The organism is Afipia broomeae ATCC 49717, assembly GCF_000314675.2.
Lineage (GTDB): Bacteria > Pseudomonadota > Alphaproteobacteria > Rhizobiales > Xanthobacteraceae > Afipia > Afipia broomeae.
In genome coordinates this window covers 453,685-467,135 of sequence record NZ_KB375284.1, presented here as the reverse complement: position 1 = coordinate 467,135, position 13,451 = coordinate 453,685, and the positions used below count along the sequence as shown (strand labels likewise).

The 13,451-nt window shown below is 61.6% G+C and carries 14 protein-coding genes; 12 read left to right on the top strand and 2 right to left on the bottom strand.

Annotated features, from left to right (window positions below):
* The first annotated feature begins 187 nt into the window (after positions 1-187).
* Positions 188-442, top strand: a complete 255-nt coding sequence (locus HMPREF9695_RS21700) for a hypothetical protein (RefSeq protein ID WP_006023055.1) — start codon at positions 188-190, stop codon at positions 440-442.
* A 234-nt stretch (positions 443-676) separates the two neighbouring features.
* Positions 677-1,405, top strand: coding sequence for an outer membrane protein (locus HMPREF9695_RS21695; RefSeq protein WP_006023054.1), 729 nt, complete (start codon positions 677-679; stop codon positions 1,403-1,405).
* Positions 1,406-1,513: 108 nt separating this feature from the next.
* On the opposite strand, the gene HMPREF9695_RS21690 is transcribed toward HMPREF9695_RS21695, so the two are convergent.
* Positions 1,514-2,644, bottom strand: coding sequence for a zinc-binding dehydrogenase (locus HMPREF9695_RS21690; RefSeq protein ID WP_006023053.1), 1,131 nt, complete (start codon positions 2,642-2,644; stop codon positions 1,514-1,516).
* Between the two features lie 159 nt (positions 2,645-2,803).
* Here HMPREF9695_RS21690 and HMPREF9695_RS21685 point away from each other — a divergent pair, with 159 nt between their 5' ends.
* The 7 genes from HMPREF9695_RS21685 to HMPREF9695_RS21655 all read left to right on the top strand — a co-directional run bounded on the left by HMPREF9695_RS21685 (position 2,804) and on the right by HMPREF9695_RS21655 (position 8,602).
* Complete coding sequence (locus tag HMPREF9695_RS21685) at positions 2,804-3,715, top strand: LysR family transcriptional regulator (protein WP_006023052.1); 912 nt, start codon at positions 2,804-2,806, stop codon at positions 3,713-3,715.
* Positions 3,716-3,913: 198 nt separating this feature from the next.
* Positions 3,914-4,960 carry an ABC transporter substrate-binding protein gene (locus HMPREF9695_RS21680; protein ID WP_006023051.1) on the top strand — a complete coding sequence of 349 codons (1,047 nt, stop codon included), beginning with the start codon at positions 3,914-3,916 and terminating at the stop codon, positions 4,958-4,960.
* A gap of 20 nt (positions 4,961-4,980) precedes the next feature.
* Positions 4,981-5,688, top strand: a complete 708-nt coding sequence (locus tag HMPREF9695_RS21675) for an isochorismatase family protein (protein ID WP_006023050.1) — start codon at positions 4,981-4,983, stop codon at positions 5,686-5,688.
* 53 nt (positions 5,689-5,741) lie between these two features.
* On the top strand, positions 5,742-6,134 hold the full coding sequence (rutC, locus tag HMPREF9695_RS21670) for a pyrimidine utilization protein C (protein WP_006023049.1): 393 nt from the start codon (positions 5,742-5,744) through the stop codon (positions 6,132-6,134).
* A 2-nt stretch (positions 6,135-6,136) separates the two neighbouring features.
* Positions 6,137-6,916 (top strand): ABC transporter permease, encoded by a 780-nt coding sequence (locus HMPREF9695_RS21665; RefSeq protein ID WP_006023048.1) that lies wholly within the window; start codon positions 6,137-6,139, stop codon positions 6,914-6,916.
* 46 nt (positions 6,917-6,962) lie between these two features.
* A complete protein-coding gene (locus HMPREF9695_RS21660) occupies positions 6,963-7,805 on the top strand; it encodes an alpha/beta fold hydrolase (protein WP_006023047.1) in 843 nt (280 codons plus the stop codon).
* Positions 7,805-8,602 (top strand): ABC transporter ATP-binding protein, encoded by a 798-nt coding sequence (locus HMPREF9695_RS21655; RefSeq protein ID WP_006023046.1) that lies wholly within the window; start codon positions 7,805-7,807, stop codon positions 8,600-8,602. Before HMPREF9695_RS21660 ends, HMPREF9695_RS21655 begins: the two co-directional genes overlap by 1 nt.
* Positions 8,603-8,631: 29 nt before the next feature.
* Here the strand turns inward: HMPREF9695_RS21655 and HMPREF9695_RS21650 are convergent, their stop codons facing one another.
* Positions 8,632-9,531 (bottom strand): LysR family transcriptional regulator, encoded by a 900-nt coding sequence (locus tag HMPREF9695_RS21650; RefSeq protein WP_006023045.1) that lies wholly within the window; start codon positions 9,529-9,531, stop codon positions 8,632-8,634.
* A 94-nt stretch (positions 9,532-9,625) separates the two neighbouring features.
* Between HMPREF9695_RS21650 and HMPREF9695_RS21645 the strand changes: the two genes are divergently transcribed.
* The 3 genes from HMPREF9695_RS21645 (at position 9,626) to HMPREF9695_RS21635 (ending at position 13,447) form a co-directional block, all read left to right on the top strand.
* Positions 9,626-10,600: an NAD(P)H-dependent flavin oxidoreductase gene (locus tag HMPREF9695_RS21645; protein ID WP_006023044.1), complete on the top strand. Its 975-nt coding sequence runs from the start codon at positions 9,626-9,628 to the stop codon at positions 10,598-10,600.
* A 70-nt stretch (positions 10,601-10,670) separates the two neighbouring features.
* On the top strand, positions 10,671-11,861 hold the full coding sequence (locus HMPREF9695_RS21640; protein WP_006023043.1) for an ABC transporter substrate-binding protein: 1,191 nt from the start codon (positions 10,671-10,673) through the stop codon (positions 11,859-11,861).
* A 65-nt stretch (positions 11,862-11,926) separates the two neighbouring features.
* Complete coding sequence (locus HMPREF9695_RS21635) at positions 11,927-13,447, top strand: acyl-CoA synthetase (RefSeq protein WP_006023042.1); 1,521 nt, start codon at positions 11,927-11,929, stop codon at positions 13,445-13,447.
* Positions 13,448-13,451: the final 4 nt, after the last annotated feature.

The following is a 13,451-nucleotide window of genomic DNA, read 5'->3' as shown; positions in this document are numbered from 1 at the left end:
TATAGTCCGCAAGTTATCGCCCGCGTCTGAACAATCCGCAATATCGTCCTGTCCGGTGATCCGCGGAATTGGCCCACAGCCTGAATGCTGTTCTGACGTTCTGCGGACGTCTATTGTCGGACAAACGTGGACTTCGCACCGTCTATTGCGTCATAAAGAATTCGGTATCGGCCATGGCGAGCACCCGATGAAACTTTTCCAGATCTCAATCACTGTGTTTGTGCTGGCCGGAATTTCCCCGGGCTTCGCAAAGGTGGAGCAATGCCGCTTCATCGATTCGAAGCCGGACCGGGAAGCCTGCTACGACCGTCAGGCCAGGGCGCTCGCCGCCAAAAGGGCGGAAGCTGAGGCGAAACCAAAGCCGGTGGATTCGTTACAGGAAATGAAGGCGGAGGACGAAATGCTGTCTCGCCGGCTGAAGAGCATCTGCCGGGGATGCTGAAGGCGGCTGGGTTGCGGGCTGGATGATCGTCCCGGAAACTCCCCAGGACGCGCCGTGCTCCCCGTTATGCTTAACCTTTCCTTTCGGAATCGGCCCCCGCCGTGTCTTTTTTGTCACGTCGAAAGACAAAGCAACGGCGGGCTCCCTGTGCCGGAACCGATCCGGCCCTCTGTACATTTCTCATTAACTGGGGGGCCAATAGGGTTCGCCCAACTCAACATGGGGAGAAGAGAGATGGGTCATCGTTTCGCACTGGCAGCTTTTTCGGCTGCTTTGCTTGCTTCAACTGCTTCATTCGCCGCTGACATGGGTCCGCGCACCTACACCAAGGCGCCTGTTTACGCGCCTGCGCCGATCTACAACTGGACCGGCTTCTACGCTGGTGTGCACATCGGCGCTGCTTTCGGCGGCGACAACGGCTTCACCACCACCGACCCGACCCTCGTCGGCAGCAACCGCGACGCAGCCTTCCTCGGCGGCGGTCAGATCGGCGCTGACTACCAGTTCGCTCCGAACTGGCTGGTTGGTATCGAAGGCCAGATTTCCGGCCTCTCGAACAGCGACCGTACTTTCACCAGCGGCGTGAACTCGTTCCGTGACCGTTCCGACTGGCTCGCTTCGGTCACCGGCCGCCTCGGCTACACCTGGGGTCCGGGCCTGATCTACGCCAAGGGCGGTGTCGCATTCCGTGACGACAACGGCCTCGCCGCGACCGCTGGCTTCCTGCCGGCTGTGACCGATCGCAAATCCACCGGCTACACCGTCGGCGGCGGTCTCGAATACATGTTCGCTCCGGCCTGGTCGGCGAAGGTTGAGTACCAGTACTACAACTTCGACACCACCAACGTTGCCTACACCAACGCTGGTGCTCGCGCCCTCTCCTACACGGACGACATTCACACTGTGAAGGTTGGTCTGAACTACCGCTTCAACTGGGGTGGCCCGGTCGTCGCGAAGTACTAAGAGATACCAATAATTTCTCCAGACAACTTAAGGCCCCGGTTTCCCGGGGCCTTTTTTGTTGGACGTCGAAAGGTATCGAACGCATCCGCTGCCTGGAGGCCGGAGCGATCAGGCCTTGTTCGGATTGATGAGAAACTTCTCGCCCGTCGCCCGCTTCGCATAAGCTGCAATATTCGAGAGCTGCAGCGCTTCCTGAAGCGACACGACTTGCGTGTAGTGACTGGCAAATGTGGTCTTGAGTTCGGCGGCAACGCGTTCGCGCAGCTTCTGCGCTTCGGCTGGTCCGATTTTTTGCAGGAACGGAAACAGCAGCCAGCCGCCGATGCCCCAGGTCATTCCGAAATTCCGGTTGATCTCGGTCGGGCGCATGTCGAGGCCGCCGTAAATATAGACCTGCTTGTGCACGGTCGATCCGTAGCGGCTGTACACTTTCGCGGTCTTGTTGGCGGCAACTTCCATGCAGCTCAGGATCTGGCCCGCCAGCTTGCCGCCGCCGATCGCATCGAATGCGAGCGTCGCGCCGGTTTCCACCAGCGCCTGGGTCAGATCGTCCATGAAAGTCGCGGCGGTGGAATTGCAAACGTGAGTCGCGCCGAGCTTGCGGAGAATCTCTTCCTGTTCGGCGCTGCGCACGATGTTGACAAGGCCGATACCGTCCGCGAGGCAAATCTTGTTGAGCATCTGGCCGAGATTTGACGCCGCAGCGGTATGCACGAGCGCCTTGTGTCCTTCCCGCCGCATGGTCTCGGTCATGCCGAGCGCCGTCAGCGGATTGACGAAACTCGACGCGCCTTCTGCTGCTGTCGTTCCGTCGGGAAGCACCATGCAGTCGGCGGCCTTGATGCAGCGGTATTGCGCATACATCGCGCCGCCGATCATTGCGACCATCTTGCCCATCATCGCCTGCGCCCTGCTGGAGCTTCCAGCCGCGACGACGACACCGGCGCCTTCGTTGCCGACGGGCATCGATTCATCGAGCCGCCCCGCCATGGCTTTCATCAGCGGTTCGGGGACGGATGCAGTCACGACGACACTATCGCCGGCACCGGATGATTTGGCCGTCGTCATGTCCGCGGTACCGACAAGGAGGCCAAGGTCGGAAGGGTTGATCGGCGAGCCTTCGACCCGGACGATGACTTCGTCGGCCGCCGGCTCCGGAATCTTGACCTTGACCAGCGACAGTTCGAGTTCACCGCTCTTCTTGATCAAAGAGCGAAGCTCAAGTCCCTCGAAACCCATGTTGATCTCCCGTGACAATTACGTTCTTGTTGAAAAGCTTCAGTTACGGCTGCACTTTGCGCTGGATTGAAGCCCGCAGGCAATGAGGGGATTCAAATATAAAATGTTTGGCGGCCGCAGCTACATGAGCGCTTTCCGGCCGCGTCTTGCGGGGGCGCGATGCGTTTTCTGACGCTGAAATACTTCAACGCAGTTGCAAAGCTTGGTTCGATCCGCAAGGCAGCGGACCGGCTTCATGTCGCGCCGTCAGCGGTCAGCAGGCAGATCGCGCAGCTCGAGCATGAGCTCGATGCGGTGCTTTTCGAACGTTCCAAAAGCGGTGTGCGGCTCACCGCGGCCGGCGAAGTTCTGGCCCGGCAAAGTCATCGCATCTTCCGCGACCTCGACCGGGCACGTGCTGGGATCGATGATCTTCGCGGCCTGCGCCGTGGCGACGTCAGCCTCTGGGTGATCGAAGGTTTCGTCACCGGCTTGCTGCCCAATATCCTCGCCGACTTCCAGCGCCGTTATCCGGCTGTTGCGTTCAAGGTTCAAACCGCATCGACCGATCGGATCACCGAGGCCTTGCTGGAAGACGAGGCCGACATCGGCATCACCTTCAATGCGTCACCGCGCGCCGAGATCGAAACCATCGCGGAGTTTCCGGAACCGGTTTCCTGTCTGGTCGCGCGTGATCACAAGTATGCAAATCGCAAGAGCCTCAGTCTGGACGAAATCTGCAAGGAGCCTCTGGCGCTCCCCGATCATAGCTTCGGTATCCGGCAGTCGTTTGAGCGGACCGTCGCAAAACACAAGCTGAATCCACGGGTGCTGGTCACGACGAATTCGCTGGAACTGACCAATACGATGGCCGTGACCGGCCAGTTCATTGCTTTCAAGCCGGCGATGGCGGTGATTACGCAACTCGGATCAGGCCAGCTTCGCGCGATCCCTGTGGCGGACACTGAACTCGCATCCGCGCGATCCAGCATCAGCGTGCACCGGGACAGGCCGCTCTCTCGCGCGGCGCAGGAATTTCTCAAGCTTCTGACCACGACGATCAGGGCGTCAAAGGCGAAAACCCGGAAATAGGGGTGTTGCCTTTTTTGCAGGATCGCATGACAGATTCTCGACTTTTAACAACGATAAATGCTCCCTAGCCTGCATAAGCGAGCTTTCGGAGCAGAAGATACGGTTCTGTCGCGATGAACTGGAAAATCCATCTCCGGAGAGGCTTCATCTTCCCGTCGCGGTTGCCGGCGCGGCCATCCCACAAGGAGACCATGGAACATGACTTCGCCTAAACCTGAAGCGACATCGCTTGCGACGCCGACCCGCCGGAGCTTGCTGATAGGAACCGGTGCGCTCGGCATGGCTGCGGCATTTCCGATGCCGGGCATCGCGCAGGGCCGGACCAAGGTGGTTGTGTCCGAGGCCATCCATATCGCCCTCTATACCCCGCTCTATGTCGCGATGCGCAAAGAGATGTTCGCAAAACAGGGCCTGGACGTTGAGCTTTCCACCGCGGGCGGTATTGCGGTGCCTGTTTCCGTGCTGCTCGCCAACCGGGCGCAGTTCGCGCTGACCGGCACCGGCATGTCGGTCAACTCGACCCTCGAAGGCGGCAAGATGAAATGCATCGCCAAGGTCGCGGGCGGTATTTCACTCTTCGCGATCGCGAAGCCCGGCCTCAAGATCAATTCGCTGGCTGATCTGAAGGGCAAGACCATTGCGACCCTGCGCTTCCCGTCCAACACAATCTCCACACCGACTTATCTGATGCGCAGCGTCGGCGGGTTCGATCCGAAGGAAGCAGGCGTGAATTTCCTCGAACTGCCGCCCGGTGCACAGGCCGCCGCCGTCAAGGACGGCCGCGCCGATCTGGCGATCGCATTCGACTGGGACGCCAGCATCGGCGTCACCCAGTTCGGGCTGGAGGTGGTCTACTCATTCGCTGACATTCTCGGGCCGATCGCCTTCTCGTCCGTCTTCGTCACCGAGCCGTATCTCAAGAGCAACGGCGAAACGGTTCAGAAGTTCTCCAATGCGCTCGCGGAGGCGATGAAGCTGCTGCACTCCGACCCGAACGCTTTCGAGGAGGTCAGCCGGCAGGAATTTCCGACCGTTGCGCCGGAAGTCGTGAAGCTCGGCGCGAAGAACTTCATGACCACCAAAAACGTGGTGCCACGCAACCCGGTCATCACCAGGGAAGACTGGGATGCGATCATGAAGCACGAAAGCGGCGCGGGCACGCTCAAGAAGACACTTCCCTACGAAGACATGGTCGATACGACGTTCGCCACCAAGGCGGCGTCCGACTTTGGCCTGAAAAGCTGACCTCAAAAGCGAACATAACCATGACTCTGCCTCAGACGTTGCCGCGTCACGACAACAGCCTTGTGCTGGGCGCCAAGCCGGACGAATTCCCTCTCTCGCCTGATGAGACCGCGCTCATCGTTGTCGACATGCAGAACGCCTACGCGTCGCCAGGCGGCTATCTCGACCTTGCCGGGTTCGATGTGACAGGCGCCAAGCCGGTGATCGCTGCCGTGGCGGAGACCATCGAAATCTCGCGCAAGCTCGGCTTTACGATTGTCTTTTTCCAGAACGGCTGGGATGCGGAAAAACAGGAGGCCGGTACACCGGACTCTCCGAACTGGTGGAAGTCGAACGCGCTGAAAACGATGCGTGCGCGGCCGGAACTCGACGGCAAGCTCATCACGCGCGGGACCTGGGACTACGAGCTGGTTGAAAAGATCAAGCCGCTGCCCGGCGAGATCGTTCTGCCGAAGCCGCGTTACAGCGGTTTCTCCGGCACCCAGCTCGACGGCATGCTGCGGGCGCGGCGGATTCGCAATCTGGTGGTGGTGGGCGTCGCCACAAACGTCTGCGTGGAATCCACCATCCGCGATGCGTACTTCCTGGAGTACTTCCCGGTCATGGTGAAGGACGCAACGCTCCAGGCCGGTCCGGTCTCCCTGCAGGAGGCCACGGTCTACAACGTCGAAACTTTTTTCGGCTGGACCACCACGGTCAGCGAGCTGCGAAGCTTGACCAACCGCTGACGTTTTCTGTCCCATCAATCATAACGATTCGCCAGGAACCCAAGGAGCCCGATATGCCCCGTAAGCCAGTTATTCCCGCCGGCTCGCCGCCGCCGATGGCGCCTTATTCGCCGGGTGTGGTTGCGGACAACATCCTCTATGTCTCCGGCGTGCTGGCCATGGATGGCAGCGGCAAGACCGTGGGTGTCGGCGACGCAACGGCGCAGACCCGTGCGGTTCTGGAGTCGATCAAGAGCATCGTCGAGGCCGCCGGCGGCACGATGGCCGACGTCACCATGAATTCGATCTTCCTCAAGGACCTCGGCGATTACGCCGCCATGAACGCGGTCTATAAGGAGTTCTTTCCGAGCGAATTCCCGGCGCGCTACTGCATTCGCGCGGATCTCGTCAAACCCGAATTCCTCGTGGAAATCGCGTCCATCGCGCATCTGCCCAAGGCCCGCTGAGCATGGCGGAACAGGCACAACAGCGCGGCCTTCTCATTTCGCCGTGGCTGCTGATCCTGCTCGGACAGATCGCGCTGACGGTCGGCTTCCTTGGTTTGTGGGAGATCGCCATCCGGGCCGAATGGCTGCCGGTCTATCTCTATGGCCAGCCGAGCGGCATCGCGAAGAAGTTCGTCACGCTTCTGGCGGACGGAACGCTGGTGCAGTCCACCCTCGTCACCGGTCTCGAATCCCTGATTGGATTCGTGATCGGTTGCTTTTTCGGCAGTGTCGCGGGTCTCGGACTGTGGCTGACTCCGCGGTTGGCACTCATGCTGCGGCCGTTCATCGTGGCAGCCAACGGCCTGCCCAAGATCGCGCTGGCGCCGCTGATCATCGTCTGGTTCGGCATCGGGATTGAATCCAAGATCGCCATCGCCGCGATTATCACATTCATCGTGTCGCTGATGACCGCCTATAGCGGTGCGCAGGAGGTCGATCAGGATCTGATCCGCCTGATGCGGTCGCTCGGTGCGACCCGGTGGCAGACCTTTCGGAAGATCGTGGCGCCGGCCACCATGCCCTGGATCATCTCGGGCCTGCGGCTGAATGTCGGATTCGCCCTGATCGGCGCGGTGGTCGGCGAATACATCGCCGCCAAGCAGGGGCTCGGTTATCTCGTCTATTACGCCGGGACGCTCTACGACCTCAACGCGGTCTGGGTGGGCCTGTTCGCGCTGATGCTGCTGGCGCTGGTGCTCGACTACAGCGTCACGCTGCTCGAACGGTGGCTCAGCTACTGATGCCGCTCCCAACGACAAGACACGTGCAAGAACAACGGAGAGTTTGATGCCGGTAGCTCAGGTGAACGGAACCGAGATCGCTTACGAGGTGATCGGCAAGGGCGAGCCCGTCCTGCTGGTCGCCGGCATCGGCGGCGCAGGAAGCTATTTCAAGCCGAACATCGAGGCCATCGCCGCGAAACATCAGGTCGTGCTGCACGATCATCGCGGGACCGGCGGCTCGCGTCAGGACCGCATCACTTATTCAGTCCCGCAAATGACCGACGACATGGTCGCGCTGATGGACGAACTGAAAATCGAAGCCGCGCATATCGTCGGCCATTCGACCGGCGCGGCGATGGCGCACGACATGGCGCTGCGCTTTCCGTCGCGTATCAAGAGCGCGGTTCTGTATGCGGGATGGGCAACCTCCGACGCTTACTTCAGGCGGTGCTTCGAGGTCCGCAAGCGCGTTTTGCAGACAAGCGGTCCGCTGCATTACGTCAAGACCACGCCGCTGTTTCTCAATCCGCCGTGGTGGGTCAGTGCAAACATCGCGCGCCTTGAAGCGGAGGAGCCCGCGGCGGCTGCGGCGCTGGCGCCGACGGACATCATGCTGAGCCGCATCGAGGCGATCTGTTCGTATTCGCCGGGCGAGGAACTGCGGAAGATCACGTGCCCCTGCCTGATCACCTGTTCCAAGGACGATCATCTGACCCCGCTGTTTTATTCGGAGCGGATGGCGAAGTTGATGCCCAAGGCCGACACCTTCTATTTCGAGACCGGCGGCCACGCCGTCTCGGTGGTGCTGCCGGATCAATTCAACGCCGTCGTGCTGTCGTATCTCGACGCGGTAATTGCCGGGCGCAAATGGCAGGCGCCAGAATTGACCTATCCGGAGATCGCCTGATGGCTGATGCAGCCGCTGCCACCGGAGACGTCCTGACCGCCCATGAGGTGGGCATGGTCTTCAACGCCGAGAGCGCGAATCCGGTTCGCGCGCTGGGCAACATCTCCTTCGGTCTGCGCAAGCGCGAGGTGCTCGCCATCGTCGGACCGTCGGGCTGCGGCAAGACCACCCTGTTCAATATTATCGCGGGGCTGATTTCGCCGACCATGGGCAGCGTGTCGGTCAACGGCGTGCAGGTTGCGGGCGCCAAGGGCCACGTCGGCTACATGCTGCAAAAGGACATGCTGCTGCCCTGGCGCAGCGTGCTGGACAATGTGACGCTGGGTCTGGAAGTGCGCGGTGTGGCGCGCGCCGAGGCCGAGGAAATCGCGCATCGGCTGATCACATCCTATGGCCTCGGCGGTTTCGAGAAAGCCAAGCCCGCGACGTTGTCCGGTGGCATGCGCCAGCGCGTGGCTTTCATGCGAACGCTGGCGTTCGATCCCGACGTGATCCTGCTGGACGAGCCGTTTTCAGCGCTGGATTTTCAGACCCGGCTGCTGCTGCAAGGCGAGGTACAGCGGATTATCCGCGAGCGCGGCAAGAGCGTGATTCTGGTGACGCATGACATTGGGGAAGCGATCACCATGGCCGACCGCATCGTTGTGATGACCAACCGGCCCGCGACGGTGCGCAGCCTGCATACCATCGAATTGTCTGCCGCCGAGCGCGACCCGGTGACCATTCGCACCAACCCGCTCTACAACGAGTACTTCAACCGGATCTGGTCGGAGCTCGAGATCAGGCGCGAGGTGTAAGCTGGGCAGGATTTCATGCCCAGGCCGCCTCATGCCTTTGCCGCGCCGCTGAGCCGCACACGATCCGCCCGCGAACGCTGGGTGACGAAATCAATCACTGCACGAACAGCCGGCAGATCGATCAGGTCCGGATGCGCCAGCAGCCAGATGTCGGAAATCCCGGCGAGCTTGTCCGGCGCGACGCGGATCAGGTCATCGTGGGCATCGGCGACGATGCAGGACATCGCACAAATCCCGACGCCGGCGCGGACCGCCGCCAGCATGTCGGCCTGCGATGAGCAGCGCATCACCACGGTCGCTTCCCGCGCGACATGATCGCTCCAGCGTCCGAGTTCGGCGTTTGAGGCACGGTCCGCGAAGCCGACGATATTGTGACGCTTCCAGTCGTCGCGATGCTGGGGCAGGGAATGGCGCGCGGCGTAGTCGCGCGAGGCATAGAAGCCGACGCCCAGCCGCGCGATCTTGCGGCCGACCAGGTTCTCGTCGCCGCTCTGATAAATGCGCAGCACGATATCGGCCTCGCGCTTGCGGACGCTGACGGGGAACGGGTGGGTGACGAATTCGATCTGAACGTCGGGGTGGGTCTCGATGAAGGACGCCATGTGCGGCATCAGCCAGTAGGCCGCCAGCGTCGGGCCGATCGAGAACTTGACGAGGCCGCGTGCTTTTGCGCCGGTGGCCGAGACCGCTGCTTCCGCCCGCAGTGCAGCGGCTTCCATCGCCGCGGTGTGCTCACGGAAGCGGCGGCCCTGCGCTGTCAGCGTCAGCCCGTCATTGGAGCGGACGAACAGTTTGGTCCCGAGCTGCGCTTCGAGGGCCGCGATCTCGCGGCCGACCGTGGGATGGCTCGAGCGCAGCCGCCGGGCCGCGCCGAGATAGCTGCCGGATTCGGCAACGGCGATGAAGGTCCGGCAAAGATCCCAGTCCATCTGTTCAATCCTGAAGCTGCGACTGTTCAATATTGGACATTGGGGGCGCCGGTCAAGATGTTATCGTTGCTCACATTCAAACAGGACAAATCCGATGCCGCTTCCCGCCTCGCTCAATGGTACGCTTGAACTGCCGGTTCTCGGCTCGCCGCTCTTTATCGTGTCGGGTCCTGAGCTGGTGATCGCGCAGTGCAAGGCCGGCATCGTCGGCTCGTTCCCGGCGCTGAATGCGCGGCCGGTCGAGAAGCTCGGCGAATGGCTGACCCAGATCGAGGACGAACTCGGCGAATATCAGGCGCTGAACCCGCAAAAGAAGGTCGCACCATACGCGGTCAACCAGATCTGCCACGCCTCCAACGACCGTCTGATGAAGGACATGGAAACCTGTGTGAAGCACAAGGTTCCGGTCATCATCACGTCGCTGCGTCCGCCGTCCGAAATCGTCGATGCCGCGCATTCCTATGGCGGCGTGGTGTTTCACGATGTCATCAATGTCAAGCACGCGCGCAAAGCCGCGGAGCAGGGCGTCGATGGCCTCATCCTAGTCTGCGCAGGCGCGGGCGGGCATGCCGGAACGCTGTCACCCTTCGCGCTGGTGCGGGAAGTGAAGCAGTGGTTCAAGGGCACCATCCTGCTCTCCGGCGCGATCTCCGACGGCTGGGGTATCGCGTCGGCGCTCGCGCTCGGCGCGGACATGGCCTACATGGGCACGCGCTTCATCGCGACCGTCGAGGCCAACGCCGATCCCGCCTACAAGAAGGCGCTGACCGACTACGCCGCGCACGACACGGTCTACACCAACCTGTTCACCGGCGTTCACGGCAACTACCTCGGCCCTTCGATCGCTGCTGCCGGCCTCGATCCAGACAATCTGCCGGTTGCCGACAAGACCAAGATGAACTTCGGCTCCGGCGGGAACATGAAGGTCAAGGCCTGGCGTGACATCTGGGGCTCGGGACAGGGCATCGGCCAGATTTCCGATATTCCGCCGGTCGCGGAACTGGTCGAGCGGCTGAAGACTGAATTCGCCGAAGCGCGAGGAGATTTCCTGATGCGCGCAAGCGCCTGACGGAAAATGGGGCACGCGCGTATAAGCGCGGCCCACCACAAGAAAACAAACAAATCAGGGAGGAGACACCATGAAGGCCTTATCACGTCTTGCGACGGCCATGCTGACGCTTGCCGCGTGCGGAATCGCGCAGGCACATGCGGATACCAAAGGTGAAATCCGCATCGGGCAGACCTTGCCTTACAGCGGCCCGCTGTCGGGCTTCGGTATGATCGGCCGGGTGCAGGAAGCGTATTTCGAGAAGATCAATGCCGAAGGTGGCATCAACGGCCGCAAGATCAAGTTCATCAGCATGGACGACGCCTACTCGCCGCCGAAGACCGTCGAGCACACCCGCAAGCTGGTCGAGCAGGACGAGGTGCAGGTGATGTTCGCCTCGCTCGGCACCGCGACCAACAATGCGGTGCATCGTTATCTCAACGGCAAGAAAATTCCGCAGTTGTTCGTTCTCAGCGGCGCGACCAAGTGGGCCGATCCGAAGGGCTTCCCCTACACCATGCCGGGCATGGCGGCCTATGCCTCCGAGGGCGTGATCTACGCCAAGCATATCCTGGCGACAAAACCGAATGCGAAGATCGCCATTCTCGCGCAGAACGACGACTTCGGCCGCGACTATGTCAGCGGATTCAAGCGCGCGCTCGGTGACAAGGCCGCGACCATGATCGTGGCCGAGGCGAGCTATGAGGTGACTGCGCCGACCATCAACTCGCAGCTTGCCACCTTGAAGGCATCCGGCGCCGACGTCCTGTTCGGCGTGGTGCTCGGCAAGTTCACGTCGCAATTGATCAAAGGCATTGCCGAACTCGGCTGGAAGCCGGACATGACGTTCCTGCCGACATCGGCGGCCTCGATTTCGTTCCTCGCACCGGCCGGACTGGAGAATGCCGTCGGCATGATCTCGTCCAGCAACCAGAAGGACGTCAACGATGTGCAATGGGCGAACGATCCCGGCGTGAAAGAGTTCTTCGCGTTCATGAAGCAGTACATGCCGAATGCCGACCTGAACAACTCGAACTATTCCGCCGGCTACCATTACGCCCAGTTGATGGTTGCCGTGCTCAAGGCCTGCAAGGACGACTTCAGTGCCGAGAACATCAAGCGCCAGGCTGCTTCGCTCAAGAACGTCGAGCTGCCGCTGCTGTTGCCGGGCATCACGGTCAACACCGGGCCCGACGATTACCTGCCGTTCCAGCAACTGTTGCTGCGCCGCTTCGACGGCAAGAGCTGGGTTGGATTCGGCAAGGTTCTCGACGATCAGTAAACGTAACGAGGGCGCGCTGCGATGCCGCGGCGCGCCTGTTCTCTTTCTTCAGCCGGAACGACACCATGATTATCAGCGGCGACCGTCAGATCAGCACTCCTGAAATCCAAGAGCGCATCGCGCGGGCCGCCACCGGCTTCAAGGCGATCGGCCTGCGTGACGGTGCGCCTGTCGGGCTGATGCTGCGAAATGATTTCGCGCTTTTCGAAGCGTCGGCGGCTGCGGCGATGCTAAGTTCGCCGGTGGTGCCGATCAACTGGCACCTGAAGGCGGAAGAGGTCGCCTATATTCTGGCCGACAGCGGCGCGCACAGCCTCGTGTGCCACGCGGACCTGTTGCCGCAGATCAAGGACGGTCTGCCGAAGCGCTTGCCGCTGCTGGTCGTGAAAACGCCGCCGGAGATTGCCGATGCTTTCGGTGTGTCGCCTGAACTGGCGCGCGTGCCCGAGGGCCGGGTGGATTGGGACGTCTGGCGCGACGGATTTGCGCCGTCCCGGGAAGCGCCGGGCCGCGCAACGCCGATGTTCTATACGTCCGGCACCACAGGCCGGCCGAAGGGCGTGCGGCGTTTGCCCATGCTGCCGGAACAGATGGCCGCGGCCGAGCGGGTCAGCGCCATCACCTACGGCCTGAAGCCGAATGAAGATCAGATCATTCTGATGAACGGGCCGATGTATCATTCGGCCCCCAGTTCCTACGGCATGCTGGCATTCCGCCACGACTGCACCATCGTTCTGGAGCCGCGTTTCGATCCCGAGGATCTGCTCCAACTCATCGAGCGGCACAAAGTCACTCACATGCACATGGTGCCGACCATGTTCGTGCGGCTGCTGCGGCTGCCGGATGAAGTGAAGGCGCGGTACGATCTGTCATCGCTGCGGTTCGTGGTGCATGGCGCGGCACCCTGTCCCGTTCCGGTCAAACAGGCGATGATCGCATGGTGGGGGCCGGTGGTTCATGAGTACTTCGGCTCGACCGAGACCGGGATTCCGATCTGGCACTCGGCACAGGAAGCGCTGGCGAAGCCCGGCACCGTCGGGCGCGCGATCGAAGGCGGCATCGTCAAGATCTTCGGACCGAATGGCGAGCCCTGCGGTGTCAATGAGATCGGCGAGATATTCATGCGGCAGACCGCGATCCCGGATTTCGATTATCACCGCAAAGCCGGTGCGCGCGAGGAAGCCGGCCGTGAGGGGCTGATCAGTGTCGGTGATGTCGGCTATCTGGATGAAGACGGCTATCTGTTTCTCTGCGACCGCAAGCGCGACATGGTGATCTCGGGCGGGGTCAACATCTATCCGGCGGAGATCGAGAACACACTGATCGGGATGGAGGGCGTGCGCGACTGTGCCGTGTTCGGCATTCCGGACGACGAATTCGGCGAACGGCTGTGCGCCTGCATCGAACCTGATACCGGCGCCGCGCTGACGCCGAAGGACGTGCAGGATTATCTGCAGAAGCGGCTGGCGAACTTCAAGGTGCCGAAAGACATCAACTTCCTTGAAGCCCTGCCGCGCGAAGCCAGCGGCAAGATCTTCAAGCGCAAGCTGCGCGATCCCTACTGGGAAAATCGCCCGTCCGCGTAGCGGG

What these genes read in the sequence shown, in the direction of transcription:
- HMPREF9695_RS21700 (WP_006023055.1), top strand. Translation starts at nt 188, where the DNA reads ATGAAACTTTTCCAGATCTCAATCACTGTGTTTGTGCTGGCCGGAATT.
- HMPREF9695_RS21695 (WP_006023054.1), top strand. Translation starts at nt 677, where the DNA reads ATGGGTCATCGTTTCGCACTGGCAGCTTTTTCGGCTGCTTTGCTTGCT.
- HMPREF9695_RS21690 (WP_006023053.1), bottom strand. Translation starts at nt 2,644, where the DNA reads ATGGGTTTCGAGGGACTTGAGCTTCGCTCTTTGATCAAGAAGAGCGGT.
- HMPREF9695_RS21685 (WP_006023052.1), top strand. Translation starts at nt 2,804, where the DNA reads ATGCGTTTTCTGACGCTGAAATACTTCAACGCAGTTGCAAAGCTTGGT.
- HMPREF9695_RS21680 (WP_006023051.1), top strand. Translation starts at nt 3,914, where the DNA reads ATGACTTCGCCTAAACCTGAAGCGACATCGCTTGCGACGCCGACCCGC.
- HMPREF9695_RS21675 (WP_006023050.1), top strand. Translation starts at nt 4,981, where the DNA reads ATGACTCTGCCTCAGACGTTGCCGCGTCACGACAACAGCCTTGTGCTG.
- rutC (WP_006023049.1), top strand. Translation starts at nt 5,742, where the DNA reads ATGCCCCGTAAGCCAGTTATTCCCGCCGGCTCGCCGCCGCCGATGGCG.
- HMPREF9695_RS21665 (WP_006023048.1), top strand. Translation starts at nt 6,137, where the DNA reads ATGGCGGAACAGGCACAACAGCGCGGCCTTCTCATTTCGCCGTGGCTG.
- HMPREF9695_RS21660 (WP_006023047.1), top strand. Translation starts at nt 6,963, where the DNA reads ATGCCGGTAGCTCAGGTGAACGGAACCGAGATCGCTTACGAGGTGATC.
- HMPREF9695_RS21655 (WP_006023046.1), top strand. Translation starts at nt 7,805, where the DNA reads ATGGCTGATGCAGCCGCTGCCACCGGAGACGTCCTGACCGCCCATGAG.
- HMPREF9695_RS21650 (WP_006023045.1), bottom strand. Translation starts at nt 9,531, where the DNA reads ATGGACTGGGATCTTTGCCGGACCTTCATCGCCGTTGCCGAATCCGGC.
- HMPREF9695_RS21645 (WP_006023044.1), top strand. Translation starts at nt 9,626, where the DNA reads ATGCCGCTTCCCGCCTCGCTCAATGGTACGCTTGAACTGCCGGTTCTC.
- HMPREF9695_RS21640 (WP_006023043.1), top strand. Translation starts at nt 10,671, where the DNA reads ATGAAGGCCTTATCACGTCTTGCGACGGCCATGCTGACGCTTGCCGCG.
- HMPREF9695_RS21635 (WP_006023042.1), top strand. Translation starts at nt 11,927, where the DNA reads ATGATTATCAGCGGCGACCGTCAGATCAGCACTCCTGAAATCCAAGAG.